Here is a 13,730-nt window from a genome sequence, read left to right as displayed (position 1 = left end):
GACCGGGGGAGATTGGTTCATTAATCGCCGAAGGTGCGTTGCCACCAGCCGCGCTTGCCGCCGCGCGGCTCTTCGCCCGACTGCTCCGCTGTCTCAGTAGCCGGATCAGATTCTTCTGCCGGAGTGGTGACAGGATCGGCGCTCACCGGTGCAGCGCTTGCTTCAGCGGCGGGAGCCTTTCGGGCGCGAGTACGCTTGGGCTTGGCAGGAGCTTCGCTCTCTACATCCGCTGAGATCGCACTGTCCGCTGCCGGCGCCTCGGCCTCTACAGCCTTCTTGCGGCGGCTGCGTTTCGGCTTTTCTTCCGCTGGTGCTTCAGGAGCATTTTCCTCCGTCGGAATTGCCTCTTCCGCCGCCGGCGAAGCTTCGGTCACCACTTTCTTGCGGCGCGAGCGCTTCTTGGGCTGCTCTTCGGGTTCCGCTTGCGGTGCATCCGGTTCGTCCGGCTTGGCAACGACAGCTAAGTCGTCCTCCAGTTGCTGGCCGACGGTCTCTTCGATGGCCTGAGCCTCGCCTTCGCCTTCGCTGCTGGATTCGTCGCCGTCGCTGCGGCCACGCCCCCGCCTGCGGCGTCCTCCGCGGCGGCGGCGCCTACGCGGCTTGTCCTCGTCGCCTTCGGGCTCGTCGGAACTGCTCCGTTCGTCAGTCTCTTCGCCGGTGGTCTCGTCATCCTCTTCGGCTGACGGAGACATTTCCGCACCGTTCTCGCCTTCGCGGTCGTCGCGGCGGTTCCTGCCGCCGCGGCGGCGGCGCTTCTTGCGAGAGTGGTCGGTATCATCGTCGACGCGGCTCTCCTCCGTGTCCTCGTCGATCTCGTCCTCTTCCTCGATCGGATCGTCCTCGACCTCATCGATGATCGGCTCGAACTTGGGCGGGGTGGTCGGGCGCGGGCCGCTGCTCGCAACCCTCATCTTGGCGCCTTCATCCTCGCCTTCGGGCAAGACTTCCACAGCCACAGAGTAGCGATCTTCGATCTCAGCCAAATCCGCCCGCTTGGCGTTCAGCAGATACACCGCAGCTTCGGTCGAGGCGTAAAGGCTGATGACAGAACCCTTGCCCCGGGCCGCTTCGTCCTCGATCAAGCGCAGGGCGCTGAGACCGGCCGAAGACGCCGTGCGGACCAGACCGGTCCCGTCACAGTGGGGGCATGATCGCGTGGTGGCTTCCAGCACGCCGGTGCGCAAACGCTGGCGGCTCATTTCCATAAGCCCGAAGCCGGATATGCGACCAACCTGGATGCGTGCCCGGTCGTTTTTCAGCGCGTCCTTCATCGCCTTCTCGACCTTACGGACATTCGATCCGTATTCCATGTCGATGAAATCGATGACTACGAGACCGGCCATGTCGCGCAGGCGCAGCTGGCGTGCGATTTCCCGCGCTGCTTCGAGGTTCGTGCTGAGCGCGGTCGCCTCGATCCCGTGTTCTTTAGTCGACCGTCCCGAGTTGATGTCGATCGACACCAGCGCCTCGGTTGGGTTGATCACCAGATAACCGCCGCTCTTCAACTGCACGACCGGATCGTACATCGCGCGCAGCTGGTCTTCCGCGCCGTAGCGCTGGAATAGCGGAACCGGATCGCTGTAGGCCTTCACCCGGCGGGCATGGCTGGGCATCAGCAGCTTCATGAACTCACGCGCGGCGCGATATCCCTGCTCACCCTCGACGACGACCTCTTCGATCTCCTTGTTGTAGATATCGCGGATCGCCCGTTTGATCAGGTCGCTGTCGGAATGGATCAGTGCCGGTGCGACCGACTTGAGCGTGTTTTCCCGGATTTCATCCCACAGACGCGCGAGGTAATCGAAATCGCGCTTAATCTCGGGCTTGGTGCGCTGGAGGCCCGCGGTGCGAACGATGAGCCCCATGGAACGCGGCAGCGACAGATCACTGACGATAGACTTGAGCCGCTTGCGATCAGCCGCCGAACTGATCTTGCGGCTGATGCCGCCGCCATGGCTCGAATTGGGCATGAGAACGCAGTAACGCCCGGCAAGGCTAAGGTATGTTGTCAGCGCGGCGCCTTTGTTGCCGCGCTCTTCCTTGACGACCTGCACGAGCAGGACCTGGCGGCGCTGGATAACGTCCTGAATCTTGTAACGGCGGCGCAGAGCCATCCGCTTCGCGCGAACTTCGTCCACTTCCTTGGCCCGGCTGCGGCCGCCGCCTTTACCCTGGCGCCGGCCACGGCCGCGACCGCGCGACCGATCGTCTTCGCGTCCTTCGTCGTCGCGAGTGTCGTCATCGCCGGGGTTCGCGTCATCGTCGTAGTCGACCTGACCATCCTCGATTGTCGAGACATCGTCCTTTTCCGAAGTGTCGATTTCTTCGACGCCGTCTTCGGCAAATTCCTCGACAAGCTGCTCGCCCGTTTCATCGTCGGCATCGTATTCGTCGCCGGGGGAGTGGCCTTCCTCTTCCTCTTCGGCCCGGAGCCGAGCTTCCTCGTCGGCAGCTTCGGCTTCTTCAGCCAGAAGTTGCTCGCGGTCCTCTTTCGGGATCTGATAGTAATCGGGGTGGATCTCGCTGAACGCGAGGAACCCGTGCCGGTTGCCCCCGAAATCGACGAAAGCAGCTTGGAGGCTGGGTTCTACCCGCGTGACCTTGGCGAGGTAGATGTTGCCCTTGATTTGCTTGTGTTCGGCAGACTCGAAATCGAATTCTTCGATCCGGTTACCTTGAACCACCGCCACCCGGGTTTCTTCCGGGTGGCGCGCATCGATAAGCATGCGCGTTGCCATTGTATTGTCTCCGAGCGCATGCCGGCCGACCTCGATCTCCATCGAAGGGTGGGCGGGGCGTGCGCGCTAATGTTGGACCGCCGCCAAACGCATTAGGCGAGACGGCGAAAGCGAACCGGCCCATGCGCTGTTCAGCGCCGGGCCGGGATGATGTGTCTGCAAGGGTGCACTCGTGTGCGCGGTACGCGCCCCGGTCAGTCAAAACCGCGCGACCGCTGAAAAGCGACGTCACAGTCTGCTGAGAAGGAAAGCTCATCGCTTGCGTCAACCTGGTATTGGACCGCCGCGATTGCGAAGGTCAGCGGCCGGGCCGGCCCCCGGCCAGCGCGTGCGACGCGCCTTGAGTGAGCTCTGAGGCTGATCGCCCCGGTTGGGCCATCTGCTAGCATCGTGGGTTAAACTCGGCAACCATATTGCGCCGCCTCCCGGCAACGCCTTAACCATCGTGCGCAATGTCATTACGCGGCCAGCTTTTGCTCGTGTTTCTGGCACCCGTCGTGGTGCTGGCGATACTGTATGCCTTGGGGACGACCTTGCCCGTGCCCGCGCTGGGCCGCGGCTACATCGTAAAGTTCGAGCTCCCGCCGGCGGGGGAACCGATCGACCTGCCGAAAGTGGAAGGGCCACCGGACCGCTCCCGCCCACTGATCGTCATCGATGCAGGCCACGGCGGTCACGATCCCGGAGCCCAGGGACAGGGTTTTGAAGAAAAAGAGCTCGTCCTGGCTTTGGCGCGGGCGTTGCGTGACCGGCTTGTGGCCGAAGGCGGGGTGCGGGTGGCGCTGACGCGGAGCGACGACAGCTTCCTCGTCTTGGCAGAGCGTTTTGCCATCGCTCGCGAACTCGGCGCCGACCTCATGCTGTCGATCCACGCAGATTCTGCCGGGAGTGAAGATCAGGTCACCGGGGCGAGTATCTATACGTTGTCGGACGACGCATCGAGTGAGGCGGCCGCCCGATTTGCGATGCGCGAGAACGCAGTCGACACAATGAACGGCGTCCCGCTCTCTGGTCAGAGCGAAGCGGTCAACTCCATCCTCGTGCAACTCTCTCAACGGCGTGTTCAAGCTGACAGCGAAGAGTTTGCCCGCCTCATCGAGCGAGAAGGGCAGGGCGTGCTGCAGTTTCACCCCCAGGCGCGCAGGTCGGCTTCCCTCGCCGTGTTACGCGCGCCCGATGTCCCTTCGGTGCTGTATGAAGCGGGCTTCATCTCCAACGAAGAAGACGCCAAGCGCCTCGCTTCCGAGGAGGGGCGCGAGCGGTTTGCGGTCGTGCTGGCGCGCGCCGTACGCATCTATTTCGCGCGCCAGTCCGCGCAGGAATGACCTTCCCTAGACGCGCCGGGCGATGCTAAGGCGCGCGCCACATGGCGGACAGCACGACCCTAGAGCACATCCGGTATCGCATTCGCCGTGATACCCATGGCGCAATTCAATGGTTTCGCGACAACTGGCGCGAACGGCGATGGTTTCGGTGGCTTGCGAGTTTAATCGCTGGTGGCCTGCTTCTGCTGGTGATCGGGTGGATCATCCTCGCACGGGACTTGCCGAGCGCGGACACGCTAGTTGATTACGAGCCGCCGCTGCCGACGATCGTGCGGGGCATCGATGGGCAAATCGTCCATTCGTATGCTCGTGAACGCCGGGTGCAGCTGCAATATGCCGATTTCCCGCAAGAGCTGATTGAATCGTTTCTCGCGGCCGAGGACAAGACGTTCTTCAGCCATGGCGGGGTCGATATCACGGGCACGATCGGCGCAGCATTCGATTACGCGACCAAGTTCAGTTCCGGCGAGCGTGCGGTCGGCGGATCGACTATCACTCAGCAGGTGGCGAAGAACATCCTCCTGGGGGACGAGTATTCGGTCACGCGCAAGCTGAAGGAAATGATCCTCGCGCGGCGCATCGAGGGCGTTCTGACCAAGCCCCAGATCCTCGAACTCTATCTCAATGAGATTCCGCTGGGCCGGCGCAGCTACGGCGTGCAGGCGGCATCGCGAGCCTATTTCGACAAGGATGTCGGCGAGCTGAATTTGCACGAGATGGCGTTTCTCGCGATCTTGCCGAAGGCGCCGGAGCGTTATGGCCGCGCGAGGTACGAAGACCTGGCGATCACCCGCCGCAACTTCGTCCTCGATCAGATGGTCGCAAACGACTTCGTCACCGCGCAGGAAGGGGCCGCGGCCAAGGCGCAGCCACTCGGTCTGAAGCCCTCCCGCTCGGCGGTGCCTTCAGTGGATGCCGGGTATTTTCTCGAGGAAGTACGCCGCCTGCTGATGGCGAAGTTCGGCGAAACCGCGGAAGACGGCAAGAACAGCGTTTACGCCGGCGGGTTGTGGGTGCGCACGTCGCTTGATCCGGAATTGCAGCTAGCCGCGCGCGATGCGCTGCGGGGCGGCATTCTCCGGTATAGCGCAGGCAAAGGATGGTCCGGTCCGATTGCGCAGATCAACGTGGATGATGACACCTGGCAATCGCAGCTTGCCGCATCGCCGCTTGGCATTTCTTACAAGGACTGGCGGGTCGGCGTCGTGGTCGAACGGTCCGGCGGCAGCGGCCGGATCGGGTTTTCAGACGGTGACACTGCGCCGCTGACGGGCATGCCCGATGCTCTGAAAGCAGGCGATGTCATCGCCGCGGCGCCGGTCGGAGATTCCTACGCCGTTCGATCGGTGCCGGAAGTCTCGGGTGGAATGGTCGCGGAAGAGCCGGCCACGGGCCGAGTGCTGGCATTACAAGGTGGCTTTGATCATCGGTTGACCGACTTCAATCGCGCCACCCAGGCGCTGCGCCAGCCAGGCTCCACGATCAAGCCGTTCGTCTATGCGACTGGCCTGGACCAGGGCATGACCCCGGCAACCGAAGTTCCCGATCAGTCGTACTGTTTCTATCAAGGGGCGGCACTGGGGGAAAAATGCTTCCGTAACTTCGGCGGCGGCGGCGGCGGCGTGCACACGATGCGCTGGGGCCTGGAGCAAAGCCGCAACCTGATGACGGTGCACATTGCGATGGACGCCGGGATGCCGAACGTGGTCCGTACCTTCGAGCGGCTGGGCATTGGTTCCTATAAGCCGTATCCGGCGTTCGCGCTTGGCGCGGGCGACACGACCGTGCTGAAGATGGTCAATGCGTATGCCACGCTCGCCAATTTTGGTCGGATGCACAGTCCGTCATTGATCGATTATGTACAGGATCGCCGGGGGAAAGTGATCTGGCGCTCTGACAAGCGTGAGTGCGCCCGCTGTAACATGGCCGAATGGGATGGGACGGCCATGCCGCGACTGGGCGCTTCGGGTCGGCAGGTGATGGATCCGCGGACCGCCTACCAGGTCGTCCACATGCTCGAAGGCGTGGTCCAGCGCGGTACCGCCGTGCGCGTGGCTTCACTGGGCCTCCCACTTTTTGGAAAGACGGGAACCACAACGGGGCCGACCAACGCGTGGTTTATCGGTGGCTCGCCCGACATCGTCGCTGGCGCCTATATCGGCTTCGACAAGCCGCGGAATCTTGGTGGCTGGGTGCAGGGTGGCAATACTGGCGCGCCAATCTTCATCGATTTCGTGAAGGCGACCCGCGATCGCTGGAGCGATGAACCGTTTGTCGCGCCCGCCGGCGTCCGAATGGTGCGGATCGACCGCCAAAGTGGGCGGCGCGTGTTTGACGCGTGGCCGACCAATGAACCGAAAGCTTCGGTGATATGGGAAGCGTTCAAGCCAAGCACCGAACCGCCGCGGGCGACCCGGCAGGACGAGGTCGCAGCCAAACGCAACGAGATTCTCGAACTCATTCGCCGGGGCCGACAGGTCAACGCACAAGCGGCTGCAGTAACCCGAAAACGCGAGGTCGAGGCGAAAGCTGATTTCGTCGAGGAACAGGGCGGCATCTACTGATGCGGACAAGCGTCCTGCACACCGCGACGAAACACCTCTTCATCATCGATCACCCAGGGCGAATCGCTTTCCTCGGTTTCGATGGCGATTAAGGAACACGCCCGGTGACGCGGGCGGCGTTGAGGAAGCTACCGGCGAAACCTCGCAACTGATCACCGCCACCTTTCGCAACCCATCCGCCTCGGCTAAGCGGCGGGCCCATCTTCCGTTGAAAAAGGCTAGTTCCATGCGTGCCGAAGGGCAGGCCCACATCGATCGCATCGAGGCCGCGCTGGCGCTTGTACGCCAGTCGCTCGATTGGGAGCGCGCCCTGCGCCGGCTCGACGAGCTGAACGCGCGGGTAGAGGATCCGAACCTGTGGAACGATCCCAGGGAGGCTGAGGCCGTCATGCGGGAGCGCCGCCGGCTCGACGCCGCCATCGGCACCGTTAACCAGATCACCGCAGAAATGGGCGACGCGATCGAGTTCGTCGAAATGGGCGAGGCGGAAGGCGATCAGGAGATCGAGCAGGAGGGGCTGGCCAGCCTCGCGCGCCTCGCCGAGCGAGCCGATGCCGACAAAGTACAGGCGCTGCTCTCAGGCGAAGCGGATGCCAACGACACCTATATCGAGATCCACGCGGGAGCGGGGGGAACCGAGAGCCAGGACTGGGCCGAGATGTTGCAGCGGATGTATACCCGCTGGGCCGAGCGGCGCGGGTTCAAGGTCGATCTGGTCGATTACCACGCGGGTGATCAGGCGGGGATCAAAAGTGCGACCCTGCTGGTGAAAGGCGAGAACGCCTATGGCTACGCCAAGACCGAAAGCGGCGTGCATCGTCTCGTGCGCATTAGCCCGTACGATTCGAGCGCTCGGCGGCATACGAGTTTCAGCTCCATCTGGGTCTATCCCGTCATCGACGATAACATCTCGATCGAGGTGAATCCGGCCGATCTGCGGATCGATACCTATCGGGCGAGCGGCGCCGGCGGACAGCACGTCAACACCACCGACAGCGCGGTGCGCATCACGCACATCCCCAGCGGGATCATCGTCGCCAGCCAGATCGACCGCAGCCAGCACAAGAACCGCGAAATTGCGATGAACATGCTTAAGGCGCGCATGTTCGAGGAAGAGATGCGCAAGCGCGAAGAGGCAGCCAGCGCGGAACACGCAAGCAAGACCGACATTGGGTGGGGCCATCAGATCCGCAGCTATGTTCTGCAACCCTATCAGATGGTGAAAGACTTGCGGACGGGGTATACCTCGCCCGCGCCGGACGATGTGCTCGACGGCGCGCTCGACCCGTTTATCTCCGCGGCCCTGGCACAGCGGGTGACTGGCGAAAGCGTCGATGTGGAGGACGCCGATTGATGCGGACAGAGGCGTTACTGGCGCTGGCTCTGTTCGCGGTCACTGGGTGCGATCAGGCAGACCCGGCGGTCGAGCGTCCAGAGACCGCGCTGGCATTCCCGCAGGCCGAGCGCGCGGTATCCGATCTTGGCAGCAATCAGTTTTCCACTGAGGATCAGCGCGACAGCGTAGGCGAAGCGCGCAAGGTCATGGATCTCGCCGAGATCCGACCGGGGATGACGGTTGCCGATATCGGCGCGGGCGAAGGCTATTATACGATCCGACTGGCGGAAACAGTCGGTGGTACCGGCCGGGTGCTTGCTCAGGACATTGATCGCGCGGCGCTGGACAGGCTCGCTCAGCGGGTTGAGCGCGAGCGGCTCGATAACGTATCGATCCGACTTGGCACTGCCGACGACCCGAAACTGCCCGCAAACAGCTTCGACCGCGTGTTCATGGTTCACATGTATCACGAGGTGCAGGAGCCTTACGCCTTCCTCTGGCGCCTGTGGCCGAGCCTCAAGCAGGATGGCCGGATCGTGGTGGTCGACATCGATCGGCCGACCAATCAGCACGGCATCGATCCGTTGCTGCTCAGCTGCGAATTCGAGCGGGTCGGGTTCCAACTAGAGACTTTCAAGGACTCGCCCGAGTTGGCCGGGTACTATGCACAGTTCAAGCGAGCCGCTAAGCGGCCCGAGCCGCAGGATATCAGGCCCTGCAAGCAAGAGCCGGGAACGACCGGCGGTGCGGCGCGCTGATTTACCGCGCCCAAACTTTGGGATGAGATGAGCTCGATGGCGTTCAAGGGATTGCAGCCGATCGTCTATGGCGGACGCGAAGTCTGGCCGCTTGTGGAAGGCGGCAAGGGCGTTTCTGCCACCAATCACATGAGCTCCGGTGCGTGGGCTGCGGCGGGGGGCATCGGGACGGTCAGCGCGGTGAACGCCGATAGCTACGATGCCGAAGGCAAGATCGTGCCGCAGGTGTACGATGCACTGACCCGGGCAGAGCGGCACGAGCAGTTGAAGCGGTACGCAATCGACGGGGCGGTGGAGCAAGTTCGCCGCGCTTACGAGATTGCCGACGGCAAGGGCGCGATCAACATCAACGTGTTGTGGGAGATGGGCGGGGCTCAGCCGATTTTGGAAAGCGTCCTCGAACAAACCCAGGGCATGGTGACCGGCGTCACCTGCGGGGCGGGCATGCCCTACAAGCTGGCGGAAATTGCCGAGCGCCACAATGTGCACTACCTCCCGATCGTAAGCTCAGCGCGCGCCTTCCGGGCTTTGTGGAAGCGCAGCTATAGCCGCGTCCCGCACCTGATGGCGGCGGTCGTCTATGAAGATCCTTGGCTGGCCGGGGGACATAACGGATTGTCCAACGCCGAAGACCCGCTGAAGCCTGAGGATCCGTACCCGCGGGTGAAAGCCTTGCGTGACACCATGCGGGCTGAAGGCGTGTCCGAAGACACCGCGATCGTGATGGCAGGCGGCGTATGGTTTCTGCGCGAATGGAACGACTGGATCGACAACCCGGAATTGGGGAAGATTGCTTTCCAGTTCGGAACTCGTCCGCTGCTCACGGTCGAGAGCCCGATCCCGGATGACTGGAAGGAAGCGCTTCGCCATATTGAAGAAGGCGATGTCCTGCTTCACCGCTTCTCACCGACGGGGTTCTACAGTTCGGCGGTGAAGAACGAATTCCTGTTCGACCTGATCCACCGGTCGGAGCGACAAATCCCCTTCAGCAAGGTCGCGGCCGGAGAGCACACGCGTCAGCTGGATATCGGCGTCAGAGGTCGCAACTTCTGGGTCGCGCCGACCGACTATGAGCGCGCGCTATCCTGGTTCGCGCACGGGTATACCGAGGCGCTGAAGACGCCAGACGACACGATCGTCTACGTCACGCCGGAGAGCCGCGACGTGATCCGGCAGGATCAGAAGGACTGCATGGGCTGCCTGTCGCATTGCCAGTTCTCAAGCTGGAAGGATCACGATGACTTCACCACCGGACGGTTGGCTGACCCGCGCAGTTTCTGCATTCAGAAAGCGCTGCAGAACATCGCTCACGGAGAGCCGATCTCGGAAAACCTGATGTTTGCCGGGCACGCGGCATACCGGTTCGGCCAGGATCCGTTCTATTCGAACAACTACACGCCGACCGTGAAGGAACTGGTTGATCGGATTTTGACCGGCGATTGAGTGACGCCGGCTGACCGGCCGGCTGCGCTCAGCGCCACAACTGCATCGACCGGATGGCGGGCGGAAATCGACGATCCTCATCCGGACGGGACAGGACTCGCTCGACGAGCTGCCACTTGCGCCGAATCTTGGAGCGGGCCCACAGGTCGGTCACCCATCCCGCGCCTGACCATTCGTCGTCCCCGATGATCCCCTCCATCGTGAGTTGCGCGGCGAACAGGCCGAGCCCGCCATGGCGCCGCACGTACACCTCACCGAAGCGGTACGAGGTACAGCGGAACCGGGTGGTGGCAGCCTCAAGCCAGCTGGCCCGATCAAGAATAGCGGGCTTGGTCGACCCGAGCAGAAAGATGAACTCTCGCGACGCGAGTGATTTCATCGCGGTTCGATCACCCAGTATCCAGGCGCGCATCCAGTGGTGCTCGAGCGTCTCTATCTTGGCGGCAAATTGATCCATCGGGGCAGGCTCTAACGGAGGGTGGCGGCGGCGCGCCAGACTATTATGGCTGTTTTGGGCGCCGGCTCGGTGCGCAGATCAGACCAGGCCCTCGAGCACCTGATCAGGCGGACGATGCCCGTCAGCCCAGAAGCGAATGTTGGCGATGACTTTCTCGCCCGACGCTTCGCGCCCTTCGATCGTGGCACTTCCAATGTGTGGCTGGGCGATGACGTTGGGCATCGCAACGAGCCGAGCGTCGACCGTCGGCTCCTCGGGATAGACGTCCAGCCCGGCCCCTCCCAGGTGACCGCTTTCCAGCGCCGCGATCATCGCCTCGTAATCGATCAGGTCCGCCCGGGCGGTATTCACGATCGTCGCGCCCGGCTTCATCGCCGCGATGCGATCTGCGTTCAACAAGCCGCGGGTCGCCTCCGTCGCGGGGGCGTGAAGCGTGACGATGTCGGCTTCGCGCAGCAGAACGTCGAGGTTGTCGACGTATTCCGCTCCGAACATGCTCTCGACCGCCTGAGGCAGCCGGTGGCGGTTGTGATAGCGGATCGTCAATCCGAACGCGCGCGCCCGCCATGCCACTGCCTGGCCAATCCGGCCCATGCCAACGATGCCAAGCACCTTGCCGCCCAGCTTACGGCCCAGCAGCGTGGAAGGCGCCCAGCCGCTCCACTCGCCGCGCCGGATCAGCGCGGTTCCTTCCCGCAATCTGCGCGGCACGCCGATGATGAGCGCCATCGTGAGATCGGCGGTATCGTCAGTGAACACGCCGGGGGTGTTCGTGACGATGATCTTCTTCGCTCTCGCCGCGGCGAGGTCGATGTGGTCGATGCCAGCGCCGAAGCTGGCGATCAGGCCGAGCTGTGGTCCCGCTTCGGCGATCAGAGCGGCGTCGATCCGATCTGTGACGGTTGGTACCAGCACGTCCGCCGTGCGCATCCGGTCGGCTAGTTCGTCGCGGGTCAGCGGCGCGTCCGCTTCGTTGAAGGTGGCATCGAACAGCTCCGCCATCCGCGCTTCGATCGAGGGCAACAGGTGGCGCGTGACCGCCACTTTGGGCTTCGCCGTGCGGCGTGGGGTGGGGCGTTCGCTCATGGTTCAACGAGCTACCCGCTCCCTCGTGATGGTCAAGCACCCAGCCGTAGCGGCGACGGCGCTTGAAGCGCGGCGGCTGGTGAGGCTATCGCTGCTGGTCATGCGCTTCATACTCCTTGCCGCTCTCGTGCTGATCGCCGCCCCCGTCGTTGGACAGGAACGCGAGGTTCCGTATTGGGCCTCGGTAAAGGCCGAGACGCTCAACCTGCGCGCCGGGCCCGGCCGCGATTACCCGGTGCGGTGGATTTATCACCGGATCGGCCTGCCGCTCAAGGTGATCCGCGTTCACGAAGGCTGGCGGCTGGTCCAGGATCCCGCTGGGGACGAAGGGTGGGTCACCGCCAACCTGCTTAGCAAGGAGCGCGGCGGGATCGTGATCGGCAAGGGCCTCGCCGCCATTCGCGCCAAACCGTCGGATGGCGCCCAGACGCGCTGGAATGCCGAGCCCGGGGTCGTCGGCGAGATCGAGGACTGCGAGGCCGGTTGGTGCGAAATCGACATCGGCGGCCGGCGCGGGTTCATCCGCGCCGACCGGTTGTGGGGTTCGGCCGAGCTTTAGACCAGTTCCACCGCGACGGCGGTTGCCTCGCCGCCGCCAATGCACAGCGATGCGACCCCACGCTTCAAGCCTTTCTGCTTGAGTGCGTTGAGGAGGGTAACAATGATCCGCGTCCCGCTCGCGCCGATGGGATGGCCCAGAGCGGTCGCCCCGCCGTGCACGTTGACCTTGGCATGATCGAGACCGAGATCCTTGATGGCGAACATCGCCACGCAGGCGAACGCCTCGTTGATCTCGAACAGATCGACTTCGTCTTTCGACCAGCCGGCCTTGTCCAGCACTTTGCCGATAGCGCCGACCGGAGCGGTGGTGAAGTCCTTGGGCGCCTGCGCGTGCGCGGCCATCGCGACGATCCGGGCGACCGGGGCAAGGCCCTTGTCCTTGGCGACACTTTCGCGCGCCAGCACCACCGCCGCGGCGCCATCGCTGATGGAGCTGGACGAAGCGGCGGTGATCGTCCCGTCCTTGGCAAATGCCGCCCTGAGCTGGCGCAGCTTGTCGGGGTTGCCCTTGGGCGGCTGCTCGTCGGTGTCGACCGTAACGTCACCCTTGCGGCTCTTCACCAGGACCGGCACCACCTCGTCAGCGAAGGCGCCGCCGGTGATCGCCTCGTTGGCGCGGCGTAGAGACTCGACCGCGTAGTCATCCTGGTGTTCGCGGGTCAGTTGGTACTCGTCGGCGGTATCCTGCGCAAAGGTGCCCATCGCGCGGCCCTGGTCGTAGGCATCTTCCAGCCCGTCGAGGAACATGTGATCATACGCCGTGTCGTGGCCGATGCGTGCGCCCGAACGATGCTTCTTCAGCAGGTACGGAGCGTTGGTCATGCTCTCCATGCCACCGGCCACCGCGACGTCCAGCGAGCCGGCGGCGATCGCCTCGCTCGCCATGATCACCGTCTGCATCCCGCTGCCGCAGACCTTGTTGACGGTGGTCGCCTGGACCGATGTGGGCAGCCCCGCCTTTATCGCCGCCTGGCGGGCAGGAGCCTGGCCCAGCCCTGCGGGCAGGACGCAGCCCATATAGATTCGCTCGATGTCTTCACCTGCAATGCCCGCACGTTCCACGGCCGCCTTGACGGCGGTCGCGCCAAGATCGGTCGCCGAGACATCGGACAAGGCGCCCTGCATGCCGCCCATCGGGGTGCGAGCGTAGGACAGGATCACGACCGGATCGGCGGCGGAGAAGGTGGGCATGACAAGCCTTTCTGATGTGCGTGCGCCGCCGATCTAATGTTGCACTGCGGCAATGGCAATCCAGCGACCCCGGCGTGTCGCGAAGTACGGAGTGTCACACGTGTCATACTGTTCTGGCGCAAAACCGCGCTGCTTTGGGCGAACGCCTTTTCTGGGTGTTTGAAGGTTATTGTCCCAGCGCGCATCCTGGTGCGATGGCACATCGAACTGGCTGTAGGACAGCGCCATCCCACGCCGCTTGCCAAGGGCGGGATAATCGCCGAACGTCAGT

General features: G+C 63.6%; 10 protein-coding genes. 6 read left to right on the top strand and 4 right to left on the bottom strand.

Annotated features, from left to right (window positions below; genetic code table 11):
• Window positions 1-20: 20 nt before the first annotated feature.
• Complete coding sequence (locus C0V74_RS02270; protein ID WP_143250439.1) at window positions 21-2,738, bottom strand: ribonuclease E/G; 2,718 nt, start codon at window positions 2,736-2,738, stop codon at window positions 21-23.
• 479 nt (window positions 2,739-3,217) lie between these two features.
• On the opposite strand from C0V74_RS02270, the gene C0V74_RS02265 reads away from it, so the two are divergent.
• From C0V74_RS02265 to C0V74_RS02245, 5 genes are all read left to right on the top strand, one after another.
• A complete protein-coding gene (locus tag C0V74_RS02265; RefSeq protein WP_349236026.1) occupies window positions 3,218-4,063 on the top strand; it encodes an N-acetylmuramoyl-L-alanine amidase in 846 nt (281 codons plus the stop codon).
• A 41-nt stretch (window positions 4,064-4,104) separates the two neighbouring features.
• Entirely contained in the window at window positions 4,105-6,627 is a 2,523-nt protein-coding gene (locus tag C0V74_RS02260) for a transglycosylase domain-containing protein (protein ID WP_143250437.1), read from the top strand.
• A 226-nt stretch (window positions 6,628-6,853) separates the two neighbouring features.
• Window positions 6,854-7,981 (top strand): peptide chain release factor 2, encoded by a 1,128-nt coding sequence (prfB, locus tag C0V74_RS02255; protein WP_131625611.1) that lies wholly within the window; start codon window positions 6,854-6,856, stop codon window positions 7,979-7,981.
• The gene (locus C0V74_RS02250) at window positions 7,981-8,721 is read left to right on the top strand and encodes a methyltransferase domain-containing protein (RefSeq protein ID WP_131625612.1); all 741 of its coding nucleotides are present in this window, start codon (window positions 7,981-7,983) and stop codon (window positions 8,719-8,721) included. The genes prfB and C0V74_RS02250 overlap by 1 nt, the downstream gene beginning before the upstream one ends.
• 36 nt (window positions 8,722-8,757) lie before the next feature.
• A complete protein-coding gene (locus C0V74_RS02245; protein WP_131625613.1) occupies window positions 8,758-10,164 on the top strand; it encodes a nitronate monooxygenase in 1,407 nt (468 codons plus the stop codon).
• Window positions 10,165-10,192: 28 nt separating this feature from the next.
• Here the strand turns inward: C0V74_RS02245 and C0V74_RS02240 are convergent, their stop codons facing one another.
• Together C0V74_RS02240 and C0V74_RS02235 are read right to left on the bottom strand one after the other, a co-directional pair.
• Window positions 10,193-10,621: a DUF4440 domain-containing protein gene (locus C0V74_RS02240; protein WP_143250436.1), complete on the bottom strand. Its 429-nt coding sequence runs from the start codon at window positions 10,619-10,621 to the stop codon at window positions 10,193-10,195.
• A 78-nt stretch (window positions 10,622-10,699) separates the two neighbouring features.
• A complete protein-coding gene (locus C0V74_RS02235) occupies window positions 10,700-11,707 on the bottom strand; it encodes a D-glycerate dehydrogenase (protein ID WP_143250435.1) in 1,008 nt (335 codons plus the stop codon).
• Between the two features lie 100 nt (window positions 11,708-11,807).
• Here C0V74_RS02235 and C0V74_RS02230 point away from each other — a divergent pair, with 100 nt between their 5' ends.
• A complete protein-coding gene (locus C0V74_RS02230) occupies window positions 11,808-12,266 on the top strand; it encodes an SH3 domain-containing protein (RefSeq protein ID WP_143250434.1) in 459 nt (152 codons plus the stop codon).
• Here the strand turns inward: C0V74_RS02230 and C0V74_RS02225 are convergent.
• Complete coding sequence (locus C0V74_RS02225) at window positions 12,263-13,459, bottom strand: acetyl-CoA C-acyltransferase (RefSeq protein WP_143250433.1); 1,197 nt, start codon at window positions 13,457-13,459, stop codon at window positions 12,263-12,265. The two genes, C0V74_RS02230 and C0V74_RS02225, sit on opposite strands and share 4 nt — an antisense overlap.
• Window positions 13,460-13,730 lie beyond the last annotated feature (271 nt).

It is taken from the genome of Altererythrobacter sp. TH136 (assembly GCF_007065885.1).
Classification (GTDB): Bacteria; Pseudomonadota; Alphaproteobacteria; order Sphingomonadales; family Sphingomonadaceae; genus Tsuneonella.
This window is presented reverse-complemented; position numbering and strand designations above follow the sequence as displayed.

Excerpts from the sequence above, each read along its gene's own strand:
- C0V74_RS02225 (WP_143250433.1), bottom strand. The coding sequence starts at position 13,459 with ATGCCCACCTTCTCCGCCGCCGATCCGGTCGTGATCCTGTCCTACGCT.
- C0V74_RS02250 (WP_131625612.1), top strand. The coding sequence starts at position 7,981 with ATGCGGACAGAGGCGTTACTGGCGCTGGCTCTGTTCGCGGTCACTGGG.
- C0V74_RS02270 (WP_143250439.1), bottom strand. The coding sequence starts at position 2,738 with ATGGCAACGCGCATGCTTATCGATGCGCGCCACCCGGAAGAAACCCGG.
- prfB (WP_131625611.1), top strand. The coding sequence starts at position 6,854 with ATGCGTGCCGAAGGGCAGGCCCACATCGATCGCATCGAGGCCGCGCTG.
- C0V74_RS02240 (WP_143250436.1), bottom strand. The coding sequence starts at position 10,621 with ATGGATCAATTTGCCGCCAAGATAGAGACGCTCGAGCACCACTGGATG.
- C0V74_RS02235 (WP_143250435.1), bottom strand. The coding sequence starts at position 11,707 with ATGAGCGAACGCCCCACCCCACGCCGCACGGCGAAGCCCAAAGTGGCG.
- C0V74_RS02230 (WP_143250434.1), top strand. The coding sequence starts at position 11,808 with ATGCGCTTCATACTCCTTGCCGCTCTCGTGCTGATCGCCGCCCCCGTC.
- C0V74_RS02245 (WP_131625613.1), top strand. The coding sequence starts at position 8,758 with ATGGCGTTCAAGGGATTGCAGCCGATCGTCTATGGCGGACGCGAAGTC.
- C0V74_RS02260 (WP_143250437.1), top strand. The coding sequence starts at position 4,105 with ATGGCGGACAGCACGACCCTAGAGCACATCCGGTATCGCATTCGCCGT.